The sequence below is a fragment of the Histophilus somni 2336 genome (assembly GCF_000019405.1).
GTDB classification, from domain to species: domain Bacteria; phylum Pseudomonadota; class Gammaproteobacteria; order Enterobacterales; family Pasteurellaceae; genus Histophilus; species Histophilus somni.
In genome coordinates this window covers 89,404-114,005 of the sequence record NC_010519.1, presented here as the reverse complement: position 1 = coordinate 114,005, position 24,602 = coordinate 89,404, and the positions used below count along the sequence as shown (strand labels likewise).

General features: G+C 37.1%; 23 protein-coding genes and 1 pseudogene. 9 read left to right on the top strand and 15 right to left on the bottom strand.

The genetic code is table 11. The annotated features are described in order from the left end of the window. Positions 1-194: 194 nt before the first annotated feature. The 3 genes from HSM_RS00515 to pntA form a co-directional block, all read right to left on the bottom strand. Complete coding sequence (locus HSM_RS00515) at positions 195-1,844, bottom strand: sulfatase-like hydrolase/transferase (protein ID WP_012340214.1); 1,650 nt, start codon at positions 1,842-1,844, stop codon at positions 195-197. 80 nt (positions 1,845-1,924) lie between these two features. Beyond that, positions 1,925-3,385, bottom strand: a complete 1,461-nt coding sequence (gene pntB, locus HSM_RS00510) for a Re/Si-specific NAD(P)(+) transhydrogenase subunit beta (protein WP_011608387.1) — start codon at positions 3,383-3,385, stop codon at positions 1,925-1,927. 12 nt (positions 3,386-3,397) lie between these two features. Further along, the gene (gene pntA / locus HSM_RS00505) at positions 3,398-4,930 is read right to left on the bottom strand and encodes a Re/Si-specific NAD(P)(+) transhydrogenase subunit alpha (RefSeq protein WP_012340198.1); all 1,533 of its coding nucleotides are present in this window, start codon (positions 4,928-4,930) and stop codon (positions 3,398-3,400) included. A 208-nt stretch (positions 4,931-5,138) separates the two neighbouring features. On the opposite strand from pntA, the gene sfsA reads away from it, so the two are divergent. After that, positions 5,139-5,855: a DNA/RNA nuclease SfsA gene (sfsA, locus tag HSM_RS00500; RefSeq protein ID WP_012341788.1), complete on the top strand. Its 717-nt coding sequence runs from the start codon at positions 5,139-5,141 to the stop codon at positions 5,853-5,855. Between the two features lie 215 nt (positions 5,856-6,070). Here the strand turns inward: sfsA and HSM_RS00495 are convergent, their stop codons facing one another. After that, positions 6,071-7,813 carry a DUF3413 domain-containing protein gene (locus HSM_RS00495; protein WP_012341782.1) on the bottom strand — a complete coding sequence of 581 codons (1,743 nt, stop codon included), beginning with the start codon at positions 7,811-7,813 and terminating at the stop codon, positions 6,071-6,073. A 1-nt stretch (position 7,814) separates the two neighbouring features. Beyond that, positions 7,815-8,036 carry a YejL family protein gene (locus HSM_RS00490; RefSeq protein WP_011608383.1) on the bottom strand — a complete coding sequence of 74 codons (222 nt, stop codon included), beginning with the start codon at positions 8,034-8,036 and terminating at the stop codon, positions 7,815-7,817. Positions 8,037-8,153: 117 nt separating this feature from the next. Between HSM_RS00490 and yejK the strand changes: the two genes are divergently transcribed. After that, positions 8,154-9,167, top strand: coding sequence for a nucleoid-associated protein YejK (yejK, locus tag HSM_RS00485; RefSeq protein WP_012341763.1), 1,014 nt, complete (start codon positions 8,154-8,156; stop codon positions 9,165-9,167). A 67-nt stretch (positions 9,168-9,234) separates the two neighbouring features. Beyond that, a complete protein-coding gene (gene bamE / locus HSM_RS00480) occupies positions 9,235-9,648 on the top strand; it encodes an outer membrane protein assembly factor BamE (protein ID WP_012341754.1) in 414 nt (137 codons plus the stop codon). Positions 9,649-9,676: 28 nt separating this feature from the next. On the opposite strand, the gene HSM_RS00475 is transcribed toward bamE, so the two are convergent. The 9 genes and pseudogenes from HSM_RS00475 to tsaA form a co-directional block, all read right to left on the bottom strand. Next, positions 9,677-10,687: a substrate-binding domain-containing protein gene (locus HSM_RS00475; protein ID WP_012341745.1), complete on the bottom strand. Its 1,011-nt coding sequence runs from the start codon at positions 10,685-10,687 to the stop codon at positions 9,677-9,679. A gap of 20 nt (positions 10,688-10,707) precedes the next feature. Then, a complete protein-coding gene (gene rbsK, locus HSM_RS00470; RefSeq protein ID WP_012341736.1) occupies positions 10,708-11,661 on the bottom strand; it encodes a ribokinase in 954 nt (317 codons plus the stop codon). Positions 11,662-11,744: 83 nt separating this feature from the next. Next, positions 11,745-12,623: a ribose ABC transporter substrate-binding protein RbsB gene (rbsB, locus tag HSM_RS00465; protein WP_012341728.1), complete on the bottom strand. Its 879-nt coding sequence runs from the start codon at positions 12,621-12,623 to the stop codon at positions 11,745-11,747. A gap of 28 nt (positions 12,624-12,651) precedes the next feature. Next, positions 12,652-13,611, bottom strand: coding sequence for a ribose ABC transporter permease (gene rbsC, locus HSM_RS00460; RefSeq protein ID WP_012341719.1), 960 nt, complete (start codon positions 13,609-13,611; stop codon positions 12,652-12,654). Between the two features lie 9 nt (positions 13,612-13,620). Further along, positions 13,621-15,114: a ribose ABC transporter ATP-binding protein RbsA gene (gene rbsA, locus HSM_RS00455; RefSeq protein WP_012341710.1), complete on the bottom strand. Its 1,494-nt coding sequence runs from the start codon at positions 15,112-15,114 to the stop codon at positions 13,621-13,623. Between the two features lie 20 nt (positions 15,115-15,134). Continuing rightward, a complete protein-coding gene (gene rbsD / locus HSM_RS00450) occupies positions 15,135-15,554 on the bottom strand; it encodes a D-ribose pyranase (protein ID WP_012341700.1) in 420 nt (139 codons plus the stop codon). A 280-nt stretch (positions 15,555-15,834) separates the two neighbouring features. Next, on the bottom strand, positions 15,835-17,136 hold the full coding sequence (locus HSM_RS00445; protein ID WP_012341679.1) for an ATP-binding protein: 1,302 nt from the start codon (positions 17,134-17,136) through the stop codon (positions 15,835-15,837). A gap of 178 nt (positions 17,137-17,314) precedes the next feature. Further along, a pseudogene (locus HSM_RS10720) lies at positions 17,315-17,399 on the bottom strand (D-ribose pyranase); the annotation flags it as partial. A gap of 18 nt (positions 17,400-17,417) precedes the next feature. After that, positions 17,418-18,140, bottom strand: a complete 723-nt coding sequence (tsaA, locus tag HSM_RS00440) for a tRNA (N6-threonylcarbamoyladenosine(37)-N6)-methyltransferase TrmO (RefSeq protein ID WP_012341668.1) — start codon at positions 18,138-18,140, stop codon at positions 17,418-17,420. 106 nt (positions 18,141-18,246) lie between these two features. Between tsaA and HSM_RS00435 the strand changes: the two genes are divergently transcribed. From HSM_RS00435 to HSM_RS00425, 3 genes are all read left to right on the top strand, one after another. Continuing rightward, positions 18,247-19,152 (top strand): 1,4-dihydroxy-2-naphthoate polyprenyltransferase, encoded by a 906-nt coding sequence (locus tag HSM_RS00435; RefSeq protein ID WP_012341658.1) that lies wholly within the window; start codon positions 18,247-18,249, stop codon positions 19,150-19,152. A gap of 46 nt (positions 19,153-19,198) precedes the next feature. Then, on the top strand, positions 19,199-19,699 hold the full coding sequence (rraA, locus tag HSM_RS00430; RefSeq protein WP_012341649.1) for a ribonuclease E activity regulator RraA: 501 nt from the start codon (positions 19,199-19,201) through the stop codon (positions 19,697-19,699). 183 nt (positions 19,700-19,882) lie between these two features. Beyond that, entirely contained in the window at positions 19,883-21,271 is a 1,389-nt protein-coding gene (locus HSM_RS00425) for a DASS family sodium-coupled anion symporter (RefSeq protein ID WP_011608372.1), read from the top strand. A gap of 162 nt (positions 21,272-21,433) precedes the next feature. Here HSM_RS00425 and HSM_RS00420 read toward each other — a convergent pair whose 3' ends face one another. Continuing rightward, positions 21,434-21,916: a type III toxin-antitoxin system ToxN/AbiQ family toxin gene (locus HSM_RS00420; RefSeq protein WP_041604955.1), complete on the bottom strand. Its 483-nt coding sequence runs from the start codon at positions 21,914-21,916 to the stop codon at positions 21,434-21,436. Positions 21,917-22,313: 397 nt separating this feature from the next. Here HSM_RS00420 and HSM_RS00415 point away from each other — a divergent pair, with 397 nt between their 5' ends. From HSM_RS00415 to HSM_RS00405, 3 genes are read left to right on the top strand one after another with little or no spacing between them, the layout of a single operon-like run. Beyond that, complete coding sequence (locus tag HSM_RS00415) at positions 22,314-23,096, top strand: amino acid ABC transporter substrate-binding protein (RefSeq protein ID WP_012341625.1); 783 nt, start codon at positions 22,314-22,316, stop codon at positions 23,094-23,096. 22 nt (positions 23,097-23,118) lie between these two features. Continuing rightward, the gene (locus HSM_RS00410) at positions 23,119-23,802 is read left to right on the top strand and encodes an amino acid ABC transporter permease (RefSeq protein WP_283774300.1); all 684 of its coding nucleotides are present in this window, start codon (positions 23,119-23,121) and stop codon (positions 23,800-23,802) included. Positions 23,803-23,815: 13 nt separating this feature from the next. Further along, the gene (locus HSM_RS00405) at positions 23,816-24,565 is read left to right on the top strand and encodes an amino acid ABC transporter ATP-binding protein (protein WP_012341606.1); all 750 of its coding nucleotides are present in this window, start codon (positions 23,816-23,818) and stop codon (positions 24,563-24,565) included. The last annotated feature ends 37 nt before the right edge of the window (positions 24,566-24,602 follow it).

Here is a 24,602-nt window from a genome sequence, read left to right as displayed (position 1 = left end):
AAACCACCGAGAGTAGCCCATTGCTTGCAATGGGAGCTGGTAGGAATCTCCTTGCTTTAGCTAGGGGAGGACGTCAATAAGGACTTTTAAATAAAAAGAGTTGCTAATAACTTCAGAAAGATATTATTAGCAACCATTTTTCATTACACCTTTTAATAGCAACGCCTTTAATTAGGCAACATATTCATAATAAACTACTCCGCTACTTTTAATTCTGAATAAATATAATGGCGATAAGACTCTAATAATTGTTGATCAGTACAGTCCTGTAACTTACCTCCACTTAATTTTCTCATTTTAATATTTGTTTGCATAAATTCATCGACAGGCAATCCCGCTATTTCTAAAATAGCTCCTGCTATAAATGCTAAATCTAAAAAATCGTGCTTTTCAAAATCCGTTTCTAAATTACTGCGAACCGCAAATTGCGTGATATATTCCGGATAAGGATAATTAAAACTGTAACTTGGTACAGCTTCTTTTATTGAAATTTGATGATCGCCAAAATAACCTAAAATATAAGGCTTATTTCTCCGTTGCATATAAAGATTAAAATCTTCCATAACTTGATTCAAATTTACAATCCGTTGAATATAATCATTTAATTCCCCGATCCCTCGCTCCGTTGCACAATCCATTTGAATTTGAAAAATATTACCGCAGTTGTAATAAGGACCATGTTCACGCATTGTTAATACATAAACAAATAAGGGGTTTTGTAAATCTTTTAGTTGAGGCACATCTTTTTTATCAAGAATTTTCTGAACATACTGACTCATTTCATCACTACCGATTGTCCATAAATTCTTACTTAAGGGAGCCGGATAACCCAAATCTTGCGGTTGTAACATTAAATCAAAACCAAAATGATCATAGGCAGATTTCGCATTATAGTTTCCTTTAGTAAAAGGAGATAGAGCAACACAATAATATCCTTGTGCTTTTAAATTTTTAACAAAACTGTATTTTAGATGAGGAACGACAGAATAAAATACTGCATTAGCCATTGCACCAAAATCTGTTGAGGGCAATCCTGATAAAAATGCAAATTCTGATTTCCAAGTTGCACCACCTAAGGTATGTACTCGCAGATGAGAATTACATTTTGTATCATCTTGATTTTCATACATTGTGATAGGTGGAATATTGTGCTGTTTAAAAAGAAAACTATGCGGATTTAACGTTGATTCTTGTAACCAAACTACAATATCTGCTTTTTGCTCCGAATTTGATTGTTTATGGCTTTCAATTGATTCTGCTTTTTCAAGAAAATATTGACTACCTCCAGAAAATACCGGCGATTTATAAAAGATTCCTCGACAGGACATAGGTAAATTAAGAAATACATCTCTTCCATCATCAGGTAAAGAATCTAACCATTGCTTGATAGCTTGCTTGTTCTTTGTACAATGACAAATTGAAACAATTAAAATAATAGAAATTAAGCCTGATATTATCTGCCAATAAAAAGGAAGAGCGGGGGTATTTTGCCAACCGAATATACCATAAGCCAACAAAACCAATAGCCCCATAATAGCAAAAAAAGCCTGACGATAATGCAACAAGGTTTCCCAATTTCGCCAATCTATGACTAAAAAGAAATCTGAAATCAAAAGCGGTTGCTTATAAAAATGGATTTTAATTCGATGAAACAACACAAAAACAATGAATAATGTAGAAGAAAAATTAACCGCTCTTTGCCATTGCCCTGTAATAGTAAACATAATGCCAATAAATAACAAAAATTGACTTATTGCAAAAAAATATGTCCAACGATAATGGGAGTTAATAATAAAAATTATTGAAGCAAGGCTAAACAAAATGAGCAAGGCATATTGCACCATAACATATTCCTAAATGTAAAAAAATAACTGCACTTTATTTTAGCAAAGTGCAGTTATATTCTATACCAGTTTTTCTCTTGTTATAACGCTTTCAAAATATCTTCTACTCGCTCTTTTGCATCACCAAAAAGCATTTGGGTATTTTCTTTAAAGAACAACGGATTTTGTACACCAGCATATCCTACCGCCATAGAGCGTTTGAATACGACAACATTAGCCGCTTTCCAAACTTCTAGAACTGGCATGCCTGCAATTGGACTATTCGGATCATCCATGGCGGCAGGGTTCACTGTATCATTTGCACCAATGACTAATACGACATCGGTATCCGCAAAATCTTCATTGATTTCATCCATTTCAAGTACAACATCATAAGGCACTTTCGCTTCTGCAAGCAATACGTTCATATGCCCTGGCAATCTTCCGGCTACAGGGTGAATACCAAAGCGAACATTCACACCACGTTCACGCAATTTTGCTGTAATTTCCGCAACCGGATATTGTGCTTGAGCCACTGCCATACCATATCCCGGTGTAATAATAACAGAGCTTGCATTTTTCAACATTTCCGCCACTTCTTCGGCTGTTGTTTCACGATGTTCACCTTGTTCTGCCTCTGATGAAGCAACTACATCATTACCGAATCCACCGGCAATGACACTGATAAAAGAGCGGTTCATTGCTTTACACATAATGTATGACAAAATTGCCCCTGATGAACCTACTAATGCACCGGTAACGATGAGCAAATCATTATTTAACATGAAGCCTGCCGCTGCAGCCGCCCAACCTGAATAAGAGTTCAACATGGATACGACAACCGGCATATCTGCACCGCCTATTGAAGCAACAAGATGCCAACCAAATGCAAGTGCAATCGCTGTCATTAGTAATACAGGGAAGATATTATCAGGTGAATTCAAAAATGCGACCATCAACAACGCAGAAATAATCAATGCCGCCAAATTCAATTTATGGCGATGAGGCAACATTAACGCTTTAGAATTAATAATACCGCGTAATTTACCGAATGCGACAATAGAACCGGTAAATGTTACCGCACCAATGAAGATACCTAAAAAGACCTCAACATTGTGAATAGTTGCCAATACAGATTGTTCCGCAACAAAGTCCGCTTTTTGTTGTGCTAATAATGCTTGAGCAGCGTCCGTGACATATTCAACACCTTCCGGTACCAAAAATTGTGCGGTTTCATGTAAACCGAAACTATTAAAACCGACCAATACAGCCGCCAAACCAACAAAACTATGTAAAATTGCAACCAATTCCGGCATTTCAGTCATTTCAACCTTCATTGCACGTTGAATACCAATGACGGCTCCGACTGCCATTGCAATAATAATCCAGAATAATCCTTGTGAATATGGTCCAAAAATGGTAGCAACAAGTGCAATTGCCATACCAACAATGCCATACCAACAACCGGCTTTAGCAGTTTCATGTTTAGAAAGACCTGCTAAACTCATAATGAACAGTAATGCTGCAACAATATAGGCAGCCTGTACTAAACCTTCAGACATTGCATCCTCTCCTTAACCTTTTCTAAACATGGCAAGCATACGTTGAGTCACTTTAAAGCCACCAAAAATATTAATTGCCGCAACCAAAATAGCAATGAACGCCAACAAACTGATAAAGAAATTTCCTTGTGCAATTTGCAATAATGCTCCTACAATGATAATGCCTGAAATCGCATTAGTAACTGCCATTAATGGTGTATGTAATGCATGACTTACATTCCATACAACGTAATATCCGACCACACAAGCCAATACGAATACAGTAAAGTGTGATAAAAATGCAGCCGGCATAACAGAACCGAGCCATAGGAAAGCGGCTCCCGCCAGTGCCATTACCCCATATTTCACTTTAGGATTTATTGGCGTTTTTTCTTTTTTATCCACAACAGGTGCGGTTATTTTTTGTTGAGTTTGTGCAGACACTTGAATCGGAGGAGCCGGCCAAGTAACCTCGCCATCACGAATTACGGTTACACCACGCAATACCACATCTTCGAAGTCAATATGGATATTGCCATCTTTTTCTTTGCATAAAAGTTTTAATAAATTAACCAAGTTTGTGCCGTAAAGTTGAGAGGATTGCGTCGGTAAGCGACTTGGAAAATCTGTATATCCGATGACTTTCACCTGATTTTCAGTTACCACAATTTCACCGGCTTGCGTATAATCACAATTTCCGCCTGTCAGTGCAGCAAGATCCACAATCACACTACCCGGTTTCATAGAATCCACCATTTCTTTAGTAATCAAGCGTGGTGCCGGTTTACCCGGAATCGCTGCTGTGGTAATAATAATATCCACTTCTTTTGCTTGTTCCGCATAAAGTGCCATCGCTCGACGATTAAATTCTTCTGACATGACTTTTGCGTAACCGTCACCGCTACCGCCCTCTTCTTGGAAATCTATTTCAAGGAAGTCCGCTCCCATTGATTTCACTTGTTCTTTTACTTCCGGACGGGAATCAAATGCACGAACAATCGCACCTAAACTATTAGCTGCACCGATTGCTGCAAGCCCTGCAACCCCTGCACCAATAACAAGTACTTTCGCAGGAGGTACTTTACCTGCAGCTGTAATTTGCCCTGTAAAAAAGCTACCAAATTCATGTGCAGCTTCAATAACAGCACGATACCCGGAAATATTTGCCATTGAACTTAACGCATCTAAGGCTTGAGCACGAGAAATGCGAGGCACAGCATCCATTGCTAACACATTAATTTTCTTAGAAGAAAGTTTTGCCATTAGCTCTGAATTTTGAGCAGGCCAAATAAAGCTAATAAGCGTTGCACCTTCTTTAATTTGTGCAATTTCAGCATCTGTCGGTGCATTTACTTTAAAAATAATATCCGCATTCCAAATATCTTGTGCCGAACCAATTTTTGCGCCTGCATTTACAAACGCCTGATCTTCAAAACTCGCATTAAAACCGGCATTGTTCTCAACAATCACTTCAAAACCAAGTTTCAAAATTTGTTGAACCGTTTTTGGCGTTGCCGCCACACGACTTTCATTATCAAGCAGTTCTCTAGGTACACCAATTAACATAATGTTTCCTTCAAATTGATTGATTAAAAAAATTGGGAGATAATATCGCCCATCCTTTAAGATGACAAAAAGTCAAGCGGAGTAAATGTACCATTAATTCGCTAAAAATAAAGCTATTTTCTTAAAAATTTCAACTATTGCTTCAATCCAAATTTTTTTCAGATAAAGCTGGTAAAATTACTGAAACTGTTGGATAACAAGGATTTTTATGCAATTACCGAATTTACAATCAGCAACATTACTTCGCCGTTATAAACGCTTTTTGGCAGATGTAGAATTAAACAACGGTGAAATTTTAACGCTTCATTGTGCCAATACCGGTGCGATGACAGGATGTGGTGAAAAAGGCGATACTGTTTGGTTTTCTACTTCTGACAGCAAAACAAGAAAATACCCGCACTCTTGGGAATTAACTCAACTTAAAAATGGTCAAACGGTATGTATCAATACTCACCGTTCCAATCAATTAACTTTAGAGGCTTTGCAAAATAAAATCATCACAGAATTAGCTGAATATGATGAGATTTTGCCTGAAGTAAAATATGGTGTAGAAAATAGTCGCATTGATTTTTTACTCAAAGGTAAAAACTTACCGGATTGTTATGTCGAAGTAAAATCCGTTACGTTTGTCAAAAATCATCTCGGTTTGTTCCCTGATGCCGTCACAACAAGAGGACAAAAACACTTGCGTGAGCTTATAGCAATGAAAAAACGGGGTCATAGAGCGGTCGTTTTTTTCGCAGGTCTTCACGACGGTTTTAATCGCTTCACCGTTGCAAAATCTATTGATCCTGATTATGCCGAATTACTGCAGCAAGCAGTTAAAGAAGGTGTTGAAGTTTATAGCTATGCCGTGAAATTTGATTTTTCTCATCAAAAACCAACCGCACTTTATCTAACAAATTTAGTGAGTTACCTAGAATAATTAAAGACAAGAAAAAAAATTGATAATAATTTTTATTTATTTGTTGACAAGCTATTTGAGAACAATTATCATCTATATCACTCAAACAATAATAGATAATCACTCCAACATTTCAGCGTTTCTTCCCCCACAAAAGAAACGCTTTTTTTTATAAAACAGAATACGCTTCCACTCTTAGCATTCTCATCTCGAAAAACGGCTTACCTCTAATAAATCTATTTTTCGATGAAAGCCGTATTCTGTGAAAATACTTCTAAGAATAATCCTAACGGAGGTTGTGTTGACGAAATTTTTTGATAATGTTGATTGTATTTTTGATAATGCCCATTCCTATCAATATGATATTGCGAATCATCCGGTGTAATGATTACATTCCAACGGTAATTACCAGCAAGAACCCAACTACGATTATCATCCAAATCAAATAAATCCTGCCCCTGAGAAAAATCGCTAATTGGATTTTTTACTTTAAAAATATGTTTCATTAAGGCTGGTACCAAATCGGTATGACTACTCAATTTATTCACTTTACCGATAGGTAAATTTTCCCATCTTATAATCATTGGAACTTGAATTACTTCTCTTGCAAAATAATTAGTTGGTCTTTTTTTATCAGAAAAATCAAAACTATAACCATATTCGGAAGTCACTATCACAATGGTATGAGTAAAATCTATCGACTTAAATGCCGAACCAATCTCATCATCAATTTCAGATAACTTTTGATAATATTGTTCAATAGTCAAATTGCTGTTCAGTGAATAATTTAGATAGGCAAAAAATAATTTTTGCTGTTGTTGTCGAGTATTAACAAACTCAATAAAACGCCGCGTAGAGGTATTGTTGTCATTTCTTATTTTCTCATTTGCAAAAATACTTTTCTTCAATAATATACTTCGAGATAAATTCTGACCAAATAGACCGATTTCATACCGCACTTTTCCTTGTTTTAGCCGCTCAATTAATACAGGTGTTGTTTTATTGCTAAGTAAGCTGTCCGCATAATTAGCATTCAATCCATAAAACAATCCTGTCAAACCTTGATTAAGAGAGTTTCCTGAACTGTAATGATGAGTAAAGTCAGTTGAATTCTCAGAAAATGCAAATAAATTAGGCATTATATCCTGTCGAACTGCATCATGACGTAATCCACTAATGGTGATAAGGACAATATTCGTCTTTGGCAACTCATCGGAAAAAGTTAATTTCTGCTTTGGATAATTCACTTTTAACGCATCAAGACGACCTTGCTCATTTAAGGTTTTTTCATATTCAGACTTATTTAAGAAACCATGTTTTTCGAGAAATGAACGTGCTGTCATTGGATAAGATAGAGGGAAATTCGATTTTTGCATGGTAATCGGGCGATAAATATACGCATCTGCCCAAGCATAAAGAATATGTGTAGCAATAAAGCTAACAACAAATACAAGAGCAACACCTTTAATCCATTTTTGTCTCTCTAAACTGCGTAATTTATACCATGCCCAACGTGAGAAAAGCATTTGAACAAATAAAATCAATGGCATAGGTGCAAAAAATATTTGCCACTTATAAGATAACTTACCATCATCAGGATTAACCAACAAATTCCAAACGAGGGTTGAAAGATGTAAATTAAAACGAGAAAACACCTCTGTATCAACCAACAGTAAGGTTGCACCTATCGTTGTTAAAATAACGCTTATCCCACGAAAAGTGCGTTCATTTTTTATAATAAAACTGAGAGGAAAGAGAGCGAGCAAATAGAGAGCAAAAACAATGAAGCTGAAATGCCCCAATAAACTAATAAAAAAATATATTTTACCGAATAAAGTATGCGGCCAATCAATAATAAAGGCATAACGACTACCAATAACAATTGCCCACAAAATATTAAAAAAAGCAAACCAATGTCCCCACGTAATCTTACGAGATAATTCATCACGATATTGCTTGCTTGTTTTAATTCCAAACATATTATTTACTATTTTTTACTGAATTCATTAAAGCATCGGAAAATACTTTTGCCAACACAATACGTTGTTGCGACCCAACACTACTGTTTAACAAATGGGTTACCATATTGCCCAATACGACTAAAGAAAGATCTACCGGAGCTTGATGCTTTTCCAGTACAGCGATCATATCATTCAATATTGCCTCAACTTGTTTATCTTGAAATTTTGAAATTTTTGCCATTTAATTTTGTACGCTAAAGATAAATAGAAACGAATAATTTGGACACATACTAGCATATTTTCCTTAAAGTGCGGTTATAATATTAAGAATTTTTATCATAAACAGGATTTGAACAAAATGAGCATTATAGTCAATCAAATTGTTTTGCATCAATTGGTTAAAACATCACAAGATGAAAATACCGTTCAACTTAAAACGCATTTACGTGATGAATTATTACCAATTACAGCGGAAACAGAACAAATGATGTTGCAATTACATCAAGAGTATCAAAATAAAACAAAAGCCTATGGAGTATTCCAAGAAACCTCAAATTTTGCTCAAATACTCAACCGCACATTGGAAAACGATATTGATTTCTTGGCATTTAGTCATCAATCAGCCGAATTATTACGTCAAGAGTTGGGAAAATACAGTTTTGCCAATGATGGCACGTTAATTTTGTGTCAATACAATTTTCTCGCAACAGATTATTTATTCATCGCATTATTAGATAGTCGCTATAGTATGTTGGTTGATGAAAATCTGGAAATAAAACAAACGCATTATCTTGATATTACTCAATTTGATATTGCTTGCCGAATTAATTTAACCGAATTGCATTTAGATGCAAAATCAACTCGTTATCTGACTTTTATTAAAGGTCGAGTTGGACGCAAAATTGCTGACTTTTTTATGGATTTTTTAGGTGCAGAAGAGGGATTAAATCCTCAAGTGCAAAATCAATGTTTATTACAAGCAGTTAGTGACTACTGCCAACAGGCGGATTTGACAAAAGAACAAACTCAAGCGGTCAAAAAACAAGTATTCGATTATTGTAAAGGACAAATAAATGTAGGCGAAGAAATCGTTGTCACGGAACTTTCCGCCAATATACCCACTCTAAATGAACAGTCTTTTGTTGATTTCGCTGTCAGCCAAAATTATGGCTTAGAAGAAAATATTCCTCCCGTACGTACTGCATTAAAATCGTTGACTAAATTTTCCGGCTCAGGAAAAGGTATCACATTAAGTTTTGATGCCGAGTTATTAAACAGTCGTATATTTTGGGATGAAGCAACGGATAGTTTAACCATTACAGGACTACCGCCGAATTTACGCGATCAACTACAACGCCAAACAAAAGAATAAGTTGGCAATTTTACGAATTTTAGTTATTATCCACGACGTTATTTGCACGAGTTAAGGTAAACAAAATATGCGATTAAAATTTATTATTCCTGCTATGATTTTAGGATTAAGCGTTACCGCTTGTTCCAGTGTTCAAAAAATCGTTTATCGTATTGATGTTCCACAAGGAAACTATTTAGAATCTACCGCTGTAGAACAAGTGAAAGTGGGCATGAATGCACAACAAGTTCAGTACTTACTTGGTACGCCAATGCTAATAGATCCATTTAGCAATCAAACTTGGTACTACGTATTTTTACAACAAAAATCTTATAATGCACCTGAGCAACATACTTTTATTGTGAATTTTGATCGACGCGGTATTGTCACCGACGTTAATTTAGATAAACCGCTACCTGATGTTGAAAAAGAATATATCAATAATACAATCATTCAAGGTCCGGAAGCAAAACGCACAAGCTGGTGGAAATTTTGGAGATAAATAATAGACCGCACTTGCGGTCTTTTTTCTATGCGGACTTAGGCAAAAAACAGGAACAAATAGATTGACGCAATACTATCTCAGGTTTTAACGTCAACGTGCGGTAACTTTCGGTAGGATTTTTTATTCGTTGCAACAATGTATCTACTGCCAAGTGTGCGAATTCATCTTTAGGTTGATGAACGGTGCTTAGTGGAGGAGAAAGATATTGTGCTAAATGAATATTATCGTAACCAATAATGGAAATATCTTCAGGCACAGATAACCCATGACGCCAAACAGCTTGATAAGCACCCACTGCAATGGTATCACTACAAGCAAACACCGCACTTGGACGCTGTTTCAATTGTAACAACTGTTCCATTCCCTTAATTCCGCCTTCAAAGTTAAAATGACTTTCAATAATCCATTTATCACGAATAGGAATGTTGTATTCTTGCAACGCTTGCTTATAGCCTTTCAAACGATTACGAGCAAGAGGCTTTTTCAGATTTCCCGTAATAATCGCAATATCATGATGTTGATGCTCAATAAGAGTCCGTGTCGCCAAATATCCGCCCTGCTCGGAATCCTCAAAAATTTTATCCGCACTCAGCTCTGTCGGCCACCAATCCATGATGACAGTAGGAACAGTTAAATTTAAAGGACTGGTTTCAAAGGCACTATCCGTACACATCAAGAGCAATCCATCGACCTGCTTGCGTATCAAATTTTGCAGATTTTCTTGCAGACAAATACTGTCATCATTGGTATTGCATAAGATCAAATGATAATGATGTTGGCGACAATAACGTTCAACACTCGCCACAACCTCAGCAAAAAAAGGATTATCACTCGTAGTTACCAGCATTCCGATTGTTTTAGTTTCTTTGACTTTCAAACTGCGAGCCAATGCTGAGGGCGTATAATTCAGTTGCTCCACTACCGCCATGACTTTCTGCCGAATTTCTTCACTGACAAAACGTGAATTATTAATCACATGAGAAACAGTGGACGTTGATACCTGTGCAATTCGAGCAATATCTTTCATTGTAGCCATCTTCAACGCCCTTACATTAATTAATGTTGTGCCAAAAAGTCTAATGTTTCTCGACGAGTTGGAATGGAAGGTTGTGCCCCTTGACGCGTCACACTAATCGCTGCCGCCGCATGTGCAAAACGAATCGCTTCGTCAAGAGATTTATTTTCTAAAAGTGCGGTCAAAAATGCCCCATTAAACGTATCACCGGCTGCAGTTGTATCTACAGCATTTACTCTGAATCCGGCTATAACCTTATTCTGCCCCAGTTCTTGTGTCGAAGATTTCCGACTCACATAAACACCTTTTGAACCTAACGTAATCAACACAGTAGCAACACCTTTTTGATGCAAAACACTCGCTGCTTTCGCCGCACTTTGCTCGTCGGTTACCTTCACACCGGTTAAAATTTCCGTTTCTGTTTCATTCGGCGTAATCATATCTAATAAACTGAGCAATTCATCAGGTAATTGGTTCGCAGGAGCAGGATTTAATACGACTGTCGCACCATGTTTCTTAGCTAATTTAGCTGCTTCCAAAATTGCGTTCAACGGTGTTTCCAATTGCATGAGTAAATAATCCGCCCGCTCAATTTCTGTCGCAAATTTATCTACAATCTCAGGCGTTAAATATGCATTTGCACCGGCAGAAATGACAATACTGTTTTCTCCGCTATCAGCCACTTGAATCATTGCAATTCCAGTCATTTCATTAGGAATTTCAGTAATTGTCGCAACATTAATACCATCTTGTGCAAACGCTTTTTTCATCGCTCGCCCAATATCATCACTACCAATACAACCAACAAAATTCACTGTTGCACCTTGGCTAAAATCCGCTAATCTTGCTGCTGCCACAGCTTGATTTGCACCTTTTCCGCCATAAGCAATATGATATTGTTTACCACTTAGTGTTTCGCCCGGTTTGGCAAAGTGCGGTACAGAAATAACATGATCCGCATTAATACTACCGAGAACAGTAAGAGTTTTGCTCATCATTTATCCTTATCAGAAAATAAACAAAATCGTCCTTATTGTTTATATCAAGAAATGAGGGCAATAAATATGCCCTCACTTTATTATTTAACAATGACTTTTAAGTCAACAGGAATTTTCTCTGCGACGGTTTCACCTTTCAATACCTTATCAGCAGTTTCAACGCCTAAACTACCGATAAGTTCCGGTTGTTGTGCAATAGTTGCACCTAATTTACCGCTTTTAACAGCTTTAACACCATCATCAGTGCCATCAAAACCGACTACCAGTACTTTTTTATTAGCCGCATTAATAGCACGTAACGCTCCCAATGCCATTTCATCATTTTGTGCAAATACAGCTTGAACTGCGGATTTACTTGCTAATAAATTTTCCATAACGTTTAAGCCTTTAGTACGATCGAAATCAGCCGGCTGACTGGCTAATACGTCAAATTTGTGTTCTGCAATAGCTTGTTTGAAACCCTCGCCACGCTCACGTGCTGCAGATGTACCCGCAATACCTTCAAGTTGAATAACTTTTGCATTTGCACCCAATTTCTGTGCAATAAAGTCACCTGCCATTTTACCGCCAGCTACATTATCTGAAGCGATATGGCTCACTACCTTACCTTTTGCCGCTCCACGATCTAAAGTGATGACAGGAACATTGCGACGATTGGCAATAGCAACCGCATTTGAAACTGCTTCGCTGTCTGTTGGATTGATCAATAATACTTTTGCACCACGAACCATTAAATCTTCAACATTAGCCAGCTCTTTCGCAGGGTCATTTTGCGAATCTAACACAACTAATTTATAACCTAATTCGTCCGCTTTTTTCTGTGCACCGTCTTTAAGTGATACAAAAAATGGGTTATCTAAAGTTGACACTGCTAATGCAATTGTCTCTTTTGCCATTGCTACACCGCTAAAAGCAAGACTTAACATGACAGCTGATGCAATAGTTGTTAATTTTTTCATTTTGAAATCTCCTATAAAGATATTGAGTTTATGCTTTTTTATTACCTAAATAGTTATCCGCAAGCACCGCAATTAAGATAACCAACGCTTTTGCTATCATTTGATAGTAAGATGAAACATCTAATAAATTCAGTGCATTATTTAAAAAACCGATAATCAATGCACCGATTAATGTACCCATAACACGACCTTTACCGCCCATTAAACTGGTTCCGCCGACAACGACGGCGGCAATCGCATCTAATTCATAAGACACACCGGCTGTCGGTTGTGCTGAAGATAAACGTGCAGTGACGATCAATCCGGCAAGTGCGGATAAAAAACCGCTCACTGCAAACACAAATATTTTAATTCTATTAACATTTATGCCTGATAGCTGCGTTGCATTTTCATTACCGCCTAAAGCATAAATATAGCGTCCGATTTTACAGTGTTTTAAAACATACCAAGCAACCGCAAATACAATTACCATTAACCAAATCGGCAAAGGAATACCCAATAAATAACCTGTACCTAAGTAAGCAAAGCTGTCTGCCGTTTCAGAAAATCCCGTACTAATCGGACGACCTTCAGTATAAACCATTGTCACACCACGTAATAAAGTCATGGTAACTAATGTGGCAATAAATGCCTGTACTTTGCCTTTTGCAACGATAAAACCGCTTACGCTACCCAAAAAAGTCCCCAATAATAGCGTTAACGGAATAACCATAAAAATGGATAACTCCATGCTAACTAATGAAGCGGCAACCGCACCGGTCAACGCAAGAATAGAACCGACGGATAAATCAATCCCTGCAATCAAAATTACAAAAGTCATACCTACTGCAATAATCGCATTTATCGACGTTTGACGTAAGATATTAAGAATATTATCAATACTGAAAAAGTCAGGATTAATCATTGATACAATAGCAATAAGTATCAACAGAGCAATAACTGAACGTTGCTCTAATAACATTTTTCCCAATTTAAATGATGATTTCATACAATTCCCTTAATTATGTTTCCCGAGTGCTGCGGCAAGTAATTTTCCTTGTGTTGCCTCTTCACGACTAAATTCAGCACTAATACGACCTTCGTGCATAACTAAAATCCGATCACTCATCCCAAGTACTTCCGGCATTTCAGATGAAACCAAAATAATACTTAATCCCTCTTGTTTAAATTTATTAATCAATTGATAGATTTCTTTTTTCGCACCAACATCAACGCCTCTGGTCGGTTCATCTAAAATAAGTACATCAGGACGAGTCATTAGCCCTTTAGCAACTGCCACTTTTTGCTGGTTGCCGCCAGAAAGCAAGCCTATTTGCTGTTCACGGTTTGGGGTTTTAATATTGAACAACTCAATAAAATCATCTACCACCATTTTTTCTGCTTGATGATTAATTTTTCCGGCTTTTGACAAATGATCCAAGGCGGTCAAAGACATATTTTCTTTTACAGACATACCCAAAATTAGTCCGTCGCCTTTACGATCTTCAGAAATATATACAATACCGTTTCTTAAACCGTCTTGAGGAGAATCATTAGAAATGACTTTATTATTTAACCGCACTTCACCTTCTTCTTTAGGCAAAGCACCATATAGCACTTTCATCAATTCAGTTCTACCGGCACCCATTAAGCCTGACACACCTAAAATCTCACCACTATATAGTTTAAAGCTCACATCACATATTCCGCTACCGAAAAGCTGATTTACTTCCAAACGAACAGAACCACGATCTTGTTCAACATGCGGATATTGCTCCTCTAAACGGTGGCCAACCATCATCTCGATTAAACGCTCTTCCGTGAGATCTTGCACCGCACTTTCACCAATAAACTGTCCATCACGTAATACTGTTACATCATCGCAAATTTCAAAAATTTCTTTGATCCGATGAGAAATATATACAATGCCACAATGTTGTTCTTTTAATTCACGAATAACGTTAAAAAGCGTTTCCGTTTCCGTATCTGTCAAGGCATCTGTCGGCTCATCCATAATGATCACTTTTGATTTAAAGCTCAACGCTTTTGCTATCTCAACCATTTGTTGTTCACCAATAGACAATTCCGAACAAAGCTGATCACTGCGAAATGACACACCCAAATGTGCTAATAATTTATCAGCCTCTCTGTACATTTTCTTCCAATCAATTGCACCCCAAGAGGTTGTAAATTCACGCCCCAAAAAAATATTTTCAGCAACGGTTAAATTTGCAACTAAATTCAGTTCTTGGTGAATAATACTAATTCCTGCCGTTTCAGAATCCTTAGGTCCTTTAAAATTGACAACATCTCCTAAATATTCAATAGAACCGCTATCTTTGCTATAAATTCCGGTTAAAACCTTCATTAACGTTGATTTACCTGCACCATTTTCTCCCATAAGTGCCATTGCTCGTCCCGCATAAACAGATAAACAAGCATTACTAAGTGCTTTAACACCCGGAAAAGATTTATCTACACCGGTAATTTTGAGCAAGGTTTCCACTTGCATAAATACCTCTCTTCAACTGGTTAAAATGGCACACCTGAATACAAAATAATATTAGCATACGGCGAGAATTCCCCTGTACGTACAGCAGCTTTACTCTCAGAACTTAATACTTTAAATTCTTCATGTTCCACATATTCAACGGCAATGCAGTTGCCTTGTTGTTCTGATAATTTTCTTAACGAATCTAAAAGTGCGTCATGAATTTGCGGATTTTTTTCTCTAATTTCTTTCGCCACAACGGCATGCTCCACAAACATCTCACTTATAACCACATCAACAGTTTGTAAAAAGCCGGGAACGCCTGCCTCCAACGCTAAATCAACACGTTCAACTTGATTTGAAATAGGCAATCCGGCATCACAAATAACCAAACTGTCTGTATGGCCTAACGTTGCAATATAATGTGATAAGCTCGCATTTAATAATTTTGTTTTCTTCATATTAATTTTCTCCAGTTTTTCTGAAATTATTCAGAGAAAACATTGATAATTATCATCGAAACGTTTCGATTAAACAAAAAGTAGTTTAATGGAAAAATTCATAAAAAGAAAAAAGAAAACTGTAAAAATGTGAAGTGGATCAAAAAATTTATTTGAAGATCAAACATGCTGAATGTGAATCACTTCCGCCACTGTAACATCATCATCATGTTTAATTCTCCAACGAATATTAAATTCATACAGTGCCATACCATAAATTTTATGCATAAATAAAATGCCTTTAAATTTTAAAAAACATATTTTTAACCACATACAACGGCACATTCACCATCCAATCCTGCTCTCGGTAATCCGCCATTGAAAATCGGATTGCCTTTTCGCTTTGGAATTGTTCAACATAGACTTTCAAACTTTTAGCCTTCAGATTTTCTTCGGCTTTTACTTCAATCGGAATAACCGCTTGTTTATATTGCAGTACAAAATCGACCTCGGCGGTACCTCGCTCTGTCGCCCAATAAAATACCGGATTCTCTTGGCTTGCAATCAGTTGTTGAAGTACATATTGTTCAGTTAGTGCACCTTTAAATTCAGTAAATAGGCGATTGCCTTCCAATAAAACGCTTTTATCCAAATGAGTTTGTGCCGTCAATAGTCCGACATCCAATCCGAACAATTTAAACGCACCATCTTGATAAGCAGAAAGCGGCAAATGAGGCTTTTTAATACGAGGGACTAAATGCACCAAACCGCTATCTTTCAGCCATTGAAGAGCAAGTTCATAATCCTTACTTCTTGCCCCTTTTTGCAACAGAGAATACACAAATTTTTTATTTTCCTTGGCAAGTTGCTCGGGAATTGCGTGCCATAACGCCCGCACCCGTTGCACTGTATGTCCGTCTTGAATATGCTTGGAAAAATCCTGTTCATACGCCATCAACAAATTGCGTTGCACTTGGCGAACTTCATCTAAATTTTGAGTTTGAACAAAGGTTTTGACCGCTTCCGGCATTCCACCAACAAAATAATATTGCCTGAGCAGATCGATATAACGGCTTTTCATCGCAGAAATCAGTATCCAGTCTTGCAATTCCAATAGTTCCACTAAATCTTGCTTGCCAAGTGCGGTTAAAAATTCGTAAAAATCCATCGGATAAAGAGGCAGAAAATCAACCTTGCCGACGGGAAAGGAGACTTGATGATGTAGCGATACGCCAAGTAACGAACCCGCCGCCATAATGTAAAACTGCGGTGCATTTTCGTAAAAATATTTAAGCGAAGAAAGTGCTTGTGGTGCTTCCTGAATTTCATCAAAAATAATCAGTGTATCTTCTGCCTGAATATCTACTCCACTTTCAATTTTCAGCCCTAAAAGCAGGCGTTGAATGTCATAATCGCCGGCAAACAGGCTTTTCATTCGGGGGTTGTTATCAAAGTTGATATAGGCTACCTTAGCAAAAGCCTGCTCACCAAAATGTTTCATCACCCACGTTTTTCCAACCTGCCTTGCTCCCTGAATAATCAATGGCTTACGGTTCGGTTTCTCTTTCCATTTTTGCAATGCGTGAAGAATTGTTCGTTTCATTATGTTGTCCGATTTCTGATTTTCGGTCGATTTTATGATTATGATTACACTTTTTCAAATGAAATTTTTTTTGAATTTACATTTTTACAAATGAAAAATAGTTATGTGAGCGGTAAAATCCACCTGATTTTTTGCAATTTTCTGGTTGTAGCCATAAAAAGTGTGATAACAAGCGAGCAAGTGCGGTATGAATTTGCGGATTTTTCTCTAATTTCTTTCGCCAACACAGCATGCTCCACAAACATCTCACTTATAAGCGGATCAAAAAATTTATTTGAAGTTTAAATATTCTGAATTTCGATCACTTCCGCCACTGTAAAATCATCATTTTTAATTCTCCAACGAATATTAAATTCATACAGTGCAATGCCATAAATTTTATGAAAACACTTTCCTTTCTGATAGGCAGGTCTGGGATCTTGCTGAATAACTTCTCGAATAAAACGCTTCAAGTGCGGTCGTTTTTTTTCCAGTTTTTCCAGTGTTGCCTGCACCTCAGGACTAAATTCCACTCGCAATTCCTGCTTTGGCTTTTCTTGGGCAAATCCCGATCTTGCATTAGGTTCATTATCCGCATAGGCAATATAAGGTTTAATATCTAAAATTGGTGTACCGTCAATCAAATCGACTGAACCGAGATGTAACAAAATCTTTCCGTTTTTATATTCAACTTCACGAAGTTCCACTTTAGATAACCCCAAAGGATTAGGGCGATGTGTCGATCTGGAAGCAAAAACACCAATACGCTTATTACCTCCTAAACGGGGAGGTCGTACTGTAGGTTGCCATTTACCTGTCGGCACGTTGTCAAATTGAAAAATTAACCACAAATGAGAAAACTGCTCCAGTCCACGTACAGCCTCCGGACAATTAAACGGCGGAAGCAACTCCACAATACCTGTCCCGTCTTGAACTAAATTCGCTTGCCGAGGGACGGAAAATTTTTCTTTATACGGCGTATGAATGATTGCAATCGGCGTAAGATGAAGTAAAAATTTAGACATATTTTCCTTAAAACAGTTAAAAACTCATTAATAAAACAGTAGAATAACGCAAATTTACACGCTTGGTGAAAATTTCATTTTCTGTATCAATTATAATGTGGATATTATGGCAAATAATAATGTCAAAATGTGGTTTGAAACAGCTAGACCCAAAACTTTACCTTTGGCTGCCGCCTCAATTATGACTGGCTCAGCATTGGCTTATTGGTCACAACAGTTCAGTTGGACAACAACTTTACTTTGTTTATTAACGACCTTGCTATTGCAAATTTTATCCAACTTTGCCAATGATTATGGCGATCATCAAAAAGGTTCCGATACACAAGAACGTATCGGACCGTTGCGTGCTATTCAACAAGGTGCTATTAACGCAAAACAATTAAAACAAGGACTGATTCTTGTTGTATTCTTGAGTTTAATTTCCGGTAGTTTACTGATTGTGAGTGCTTATCAAACAATTGTTGATCTTGTTGCCTTTGCACTTTTGGGTTTACTCGCCATTCTTGCTGCAATTACTTATACCGTAGGTACAAAACCTTATGGTTATTTAGGTTTAGGCGATGTTTCGGTACTTATATTTTTCGGTCTGCTCGGTGTTGGCGGTACTTATTATCTGCAAACCCATCAGCTAAATTGGCTTATTTTTCTCCCTGCTACCGCAACAGGCTTATTAGCTACTGCGGTATTAAATATCAATAATTTGCGTGATATTGAACAAGATAGAAAAGCAGGTAAAAATACCCTTGTAGTACGTCTAGGGGCTGAGAATGCACGTATTTATCATTGCATTATTCTATTGCTCAGTGCATTAAGTTATATTATTTTTGCCTTATACACATTTACACATTGGTCAAATTTTATCTTTATTCTTTCTTTTCCACTGCTGATCAAGCATGCACATTTTGTGTATCGCAATAAAAATCCGTTACATTTACGCCCAATGCTTGCACAAATGTCCTTACTTGCCTTGTTCACGAATCTATTATTCAGTTTGAGCTTGCTTGTAAACTAATATTGGTTATACTTAACAACTGTCCGAAATATAGAAGGAAAACCCTATGTATATTGATACTGCTGAACTTTGTGATATTTACCTCGATCAAATTGATGTTGTTGAGCCTATTTTTTCCAGTTTTGGCGGCAAAAGCACGTTCTTTGGGAAAATCACCACAATCAAATGCTTTGAAAACAATGGATTAATCAGTGAAATTCTCGAAGAAAATGGCGAAGGTCGAGTGCTATTAATTGATGGTGGCGGTGCGGTTCGCCGTGCATTAATTGATGCAAACTTAGCACAATTAGCGGCAGATAATGGCTGGGAAGGGATTATCGTATACGGAGCAATTCGTCAATTACAACAATTAGAAAACATAAATATCGGCATTCAAGCACTTGCACCTATCCCTGTCGGTTCAGATGAACAAAGCATAGGAGAAACGGACGTTCCGGTAAATTTTGGTGGCGTAACCTTCTTTCCTGATGACTATATTTATGCAGATCTTACCGGCATTATTCTTTCTCAAGAGCCTTTAGATTTAGAAGAGTTTGATAGCTTATAATCACCATTCAGCATTAATTCCTACAAAAAGTGCGGTGCAAAAGACCGCACTTTTTATTTTTTAGACATACCTCACAAAAAAAACAAAAGGTCGTTGCATTTTTTTTACCATTTGGTAACTTTCACTCAAATTCCTACCACCAAATAGGGATAGTTCACTATTTTATCTAAGCAGGATAACCTTATGAGCAAAACAGTTTCTAAATCAATTTTTAACCAAAATGCGTTAATATTCATTCTTGATGTTATCGTTTTTTTTGTTCTACTTTATGTATTACCCTTTGATGAAAAAGCAAATAAAGGACTGGCTTTATTAGTCTTTATTGCTGTGTTATGGCTAACTGAAGCACTGCATGTAACAGTAACAGCCTTATTGGTGCCGTTTATAGCAATTGCATTAGGCTTAGTCACAACAAAAACCGCTTTAGCTTCTTATTCAGCACCAACTATTTTCCTTTTCTTTGGAGGATTTGCCCTCGCTACCGCACTGCATATTCAAAAATTGGATAGAATGATCGCCAATAAAATAATGATGCTGGCAAAAGGAAATCTCTTTATTGGCGTCATTTATCTTTTCTCAATTACCGCATTTCTTTCTATGTGGATGAGTAATACTGCAACAGCTTCGATGATGTTGCCGTTAGCTATGGGTATTCTTAGCCAATTAGATAGAACGAAAGAACATAACACTTATGTATTCGTCTTATTAGGTATTGCCTACAGTGCGAGTATCGGCGGTATGGGAACTGTCATTGGTAGTCCGCCCAACGCAATTGTTGCTTCTCAATTGAAATTATCTTTCTCCGATTGGCTCTATTTCGGTTTACCTATCATGCTTATTCTTATGCCAATCATGATCGGTACTCTTTACATTATCTTTAAACCGAATCTCAAAGCGAGTTTCAAACAAAACTTTGAGAAAGTTGAGATGAATAATCAACGGATCATTACATTACTCATTTTCGTAACTATTGCATTTTGCTGGATATTTAGTGCCAAACTCAACCCAATGCTGTCATCTTTATTAGGGTTGGAAAAAAATATTGCCAGTTTTGACAGTGTCATCGCATTACTTGCCGCTATTGCCGTTTGCGTCAGTGGCGTAATTTCTTGGAAACAGTTACAAGATAATACGGATTGGGGCGTATTAATGCTTTTCGGTGGTGGTTTAACATTAAGTGCGGTATTACAAGACTCAGGTGCGAGCAAAGTTTTGGCTGACGGCATAGTCTTCATGATCGAAGGTGGGAACTTCTATCTTATCGGTTTATTAGTTGCCGCCTTTATCATTTTCTTAACTGAATTTACCTCAAACAGTGCAAGTGCGGCGTTATTAGTTCCTATCTTCATTTCTATTGCACGGTCACTTGGCATGCCTGAATTAGGTTTAGCATTGATCATTGGTTTAGGTGCCTCTTGTGCCTTCATGTTACCGGTTGCAACTCCGCCGAATGCAATTGTCTTTGGTACAGGCGAAATTAAACAAAAAGAAATGGTTCGAGCAGGGGTGGTCTTGAATATTATTTGTGTACTGTTTATCGGTACATTTGCTTATTTATTCTGGCTACATTGACCTTTTCGATATAACAAAATGAGCTTTTTTAAGTCCTAATTCACTTATCAAAGCTCATTTTTTTATCAAAACCACCAAAACAACACCGCACTTTCAATCTAACCCATTGTTCTAAATATACTTTCTATAAAAACATCCCTAGCAGATACACTGGAGCAATTTTTACTGAGCTTCATAAGCTCGATGTTTTTCTTCCAGTTTTGCAAAGTCGCAACAGAAATTTTCAAACCCAAAACGTTTTGTGATTGCATTAGTATACGTTTTGGTTGCAATTTCGTGAATACGTGCTTTATGTTGATTGATGTATAAGTCCTCTTTGATGAGCAATGCCGTATATTTAAAATCTATTTTAAATTCTTCGGTATAATCAATCTCAATTAAAGCACTATCAACAATGGGGAACATATACGCAAATCGAATAGTCGCCTTTTGTTCACCGCCACTTTTCACTTTAAAATCGCTTTGGCTTTTGCAAATTTTAGAAGATAAAGGGGCGATATATTTTACGCCGTTAATGGAAAGAACAATGCCAACAAAAGGGCGTTTTTTTCCATTATCTTTATTCATTGGGATTTTAGGCTCAACATCTCTTAAAAAATCAAGATAGTGATCCGTTACACGATATAGTTTTAATTTGTCATTCATCGTCATATTCCAAATGAGAATTTGAGCAAAAAAAAGATGCCGTTAGGCATCTTTTCTTCAGCACTTACGGTAGCTTGCACCTAATTAAGTAGCACTTATGGCAGCTTACGCCCGATTAAGTAGCACTTGTGGCAGCTTACGCCCTTTGTCGTAATATAGCTATTATTCAGTATTATTTCAAGTTATATAACGAAATATCGCTTGATTTTCCTTTACTCGCTTACTAATTTTTCAGCTTAAGCTTTAGGCGTTGAATCCGGATCATTTTTCATCGCCTCATAAAAACACCCATTCTGCATAACATATTCCCGAAAGTTATTTGTAATATTTAACATTTCTTTTACAATGCCAAGCACTCTTTTTTACCGCAACGCAATTTTTACTGAAAGGAGCTTTTATGTTGAAAAAAATAACATTTTTATTCACTACCGTTTTTGCAATAGTCGCCAACACACAAGCCTTAGCACAGGCGAGTTTATTAGATCGCATTAACAACAAAGGAACGATTACGGTCGGTACGGAAGGCACTTACGCACCGTTCACTTACCACGACTCAACCGGAAAATTGACAGGATATGATGTTGAAGTGACTCGTGCAGTAGCTAAAAAATTAGGTGTAACCGTTGAATTTAAAGAAACACAATGGGATGCGATGCTTGCTGGTTTAAAAGCTGGACGTTTTGATTTGGTAGCAAACCAAGTCGCATTAACAACACCTGAACGTCAAGCCACTTTTGACAAATCTGAACCTTATAGTTGGTCCGGAGCAATGTTAGTAGCACGAGATAATGAAACTCGCATTAAACAAGTTGAAGATGTAAAAGGCTTAAAAGCAGCACAAACACTTAGCTCAAACTATGGTGAATTGGCACAAAAATACCAAGCTAAGATTGTTCCTATTGACGGCATGGCACAAGGCTTATTACTCATACAACAAAAACGAGCAGATATGACGTTTAACGATGCACTAGCCTTATTGGATTATTTGAAAAAATACCCAAATTCAGGTTTAAAACCGGTATGGGAATCTAAAGATAAAGTGGGTGCGGGTCTTATTGTCAATAAAAATAATGATGAAGCACTAGCAAAAATCAGTGCAGCTATCGAAGAATTACGCAACGATGGCACATTAAAACAATTAGGTGAACAATTCTTTGGTAGAGATATCAGTGTTAAATAATTTCCTTGCCTCATTGCCTTTTATGACTGAGGCAAGAGCAGAATTAGTCATCAATGGATTTTTTCCCATGGTCAAAGCGGCGGTATTAGTTTCAATACCGCTTGCTATCGTATCATTTATATTGGGAATGGTTATTGCGATTGCTGTTGCGTTAATTCGAGTGAGTCCAAGCCATAGCATTATCCATCGCCTCTTTTTATTTATAACAAAAATTTATATTTCAATTATTCGTGGGACACCAATGCTAGTGCAAATATCCATCGTTTTTTATGGATTACCTGCACTGGGGATTTTTATTGATCCTATTCCTGCCGCAATTATCGGTTTCTCATTAAATGTCGGTGCTTATGCTTCTGAAACGGTACGAGCGGCGATACAATCCGTCCCCAAAGGACAATGGGAAGCCGGTTACACAATCGGCATGACTTATATGCAAACTTTCCGCCGAATTATTGTACCGCAAGCATTTCGTGTTGCCGTTCCACCTCTGAGTAATACATTTATCAGTTTATTCAAAGACACTTCTTTAGCTTCGGTAGTAACAGTAACGGAAATGTTCCGAGTGGCACAACAAGTAGCAAATATGTCTTACGATTTCTTACCCGTTTATATTGAGGCAGCCCTGATTTATTGGTGTTTCTGTTTTATCTTGTTCTTATGGCAAGCTCGCATAGAAAAAAAACTTGCTCGTTATGTTACTCGCTAACCAAGGATAAATGATGATTAAAATTCGTAATATTCATAAAACATTTGACAATAATCCTGTATTACGTGGAATTGATTTAGATATAGAAAAAGGTCAAGTTGTTGTCATCTTAGGACCATCAGGTTCAGGTAAAACGACTTTTTTACGTTGTTTAAATGCCCTTGAATTACCGGAACAAGGCACAATCGAATTTCACAAAGAAAATCCGCTGTATATTGATTTTACGGACAAACACATTCGCAAAAACATTTTACCGCTACGCAAAAAATCAGGCATGGTATTCCAACAATATAATTTATTTCCACATAAAACCGCATTAGAAAATATCATGGAAGGACCTGTTCAAGTACAACAACGCAAGCCTGATGAAGTACGCCAAGAAGCGGAAACATTATTATGTAAAGTAGGGCTAATAGACAAAGCTAATCTCTATCCACACCAACTTTCTGGCGGGCAACAACAGCGAGTTGGTATTGCACGAGCTTTAGCTATTCGACCTGAATTAATGCTGTTTGATGAACCTACCTCAGCACTGGATCCTGAATTAGTTCAAGATGTATTAAACACGATGAAAGGGCTTGCTAACGAAGGTTGGACAATGGTCGTAGTCACGCATGAAATCAAATTTGCTTTAGATGTGGCAGATGTAGTGGTCGTTATGGATAAAGGCATTATTGTGGAACAAGGATCGCCAAAAACGTTATTTGAAAACCCACAACATGAACGCACTAAAGCCTTCTTACATCAAATCAGATTTAACTAAAAAATCCTTTTGTTTCTCATAATATTTAGGTTAGAAT

Bases quoted from the DNA above. Each gene is read 5' to 3' on its own strand.
- HSM_RS00515 (WP_012340214.1), bottom strand. From the start codon at position 1,844: ATGGTGCAATATGCCTTGCTCATTTTGTTTAGCCTTGCTTCAATAATT.
- pntB (WP_011608387.1), bottom strand. From the start codon at position 3,385: ATGTCTGAAGGTTTAGTACAGGCTGCCTATATTGTTGCAGCATTACTG.
- pntA (WP_012340198.1), bottom strand. From the start codon at position 4,930: ATGTTAATTGGTGTACCTAGAGAACTGCTTGATAATGAAAGTCGTGTG.
- sfsA (WP_012341788.1), top strand. From the start codon at position 5,139: ATGCAATTACCGAATTTACAATCAGCAACATTACTTCGCCGTTATAAA.
- HSM_RS00495 (WP_012341782.1), bottom strand. From the start codon at position 7,813: ATGTTTGGAATTAAAACAAGCAAGCAATATCGTGATGAATTATCTCGT.
- HSM_RS00490 (WP_011608383.1), bottom strand. From the start codon at position 8,036: ATGGCAAAAATTTCAAAATTTCAAGATAAACAAGTTGAGGCAATATTG.
- yejK (WP_012341763.1), top strand. From the start codon at position 8,154: ATGAGCATTATAGTCAATCAAATTGTTTTGCATCAATTGGTTAAAACA.
- bamE (WP_012341754.1), top strand. From the start codon at position 9,235: ATGCGATTAAAATTTATTATTCCTGCTATGATTTTAGGATTAAGCGTT.
- HSM_RS00475 (WP_012341745.1), bottom strand. From the start codon at position 10,687: ATGGCTACAATGAAAGATATTGCTCGAATTGCACAGGTATCAACGTCC.
- rbsK (WP_012341736.1), bottom strand. From the start codon at position 11,661: ATGAGCAAAACTCTTACTGTTCTCGGTAGTATTAATGCGGATCATGTT.
- rbsB (WP_012341728.1), bottom strand. From the start codon at position 12,623: ATGAAAAAATTAACAACTATTGCATCAGCTGTCATGTTAAGTCTTGCT.
- rbsC (WP_012341719.1), bottom strand. From the start codon at position 13,611: ATGAAATCATCATTTAAATTGGGAAAAATGTTATTAGAGCAACGTTCA.
- rbsA (WP_012341710.1), bottom strand. From the start codon at position 15,114: ATGCAAGTGGAAACCTTGCTCAAAATTACCGGTGTAGATAAATCTTTT.
- rbsD (WP_012341700.1), bottom strand. From the start codon at position 15,554: ATGAAGAAAACAAAATTATTAAATGCGAGCTTATCACATTATATTGCA.
- HSM_RS00445 (WP_012341679.1), bottom strand. From the start codon at position 17,136: ATGAAACGAACAATTCTTCACGCATTGCAAAAATGGAAAGAGAAACCG.
- tsaA (WP_012341668.1), bottom strand. From the start codon at position 18,140: ATGTCTAAATTTTTACTTCATCTTACGCCGATTGCAATCATTCATACG.
- HSM_RS00435 (WP_012341658.1), top strand. From the start codon at position 18,247: ATGGCAAATAATAATGTCAAAATGTGGTTTGAAACAGCTAGACCCAAA.
- rraA (WP_012341649.1), top strand. From the start codon at position 19,199: ATGTATATTGATACTGCTGAACTTTGTGATATTTACCTCGATCAAATT.
- HSM_RS00425 (WP_011608372.1), top strand. From the start codon at position 19,883: ATGAGCAAAACAGTTTCTAAATCAATTTTTAACCAAAATGCGTTAATA.
- HSM_RS00420 (WP_041604955.1), bottom strand. From the start codon at position 21,916: ATGAATGACAAATTAAAACTATATCGTGTAACGGATCACTATCTTGAT.
- HSM_RS00415 (WP_012341625.1), top strand. From the start codon at position 22,314: ATGTTGAAAAAAATAACATTTTTATTCACTACCGTTTTTGCAATAGTC.
- HSM_RS00410 (WP_283774300.1), top strand. From the start codon at position 23,119: ATGACTGAGGCAAGAGCAGAATTAGTCATCAATGGATTTTTTCCCATG.
- HSM_RS00405 (WP_012341606.1), top strand. From the start codon at position 23,816: ATGATTAAAATTCGTAATATTCATAAAACATTTGACAATAATCCTGTA.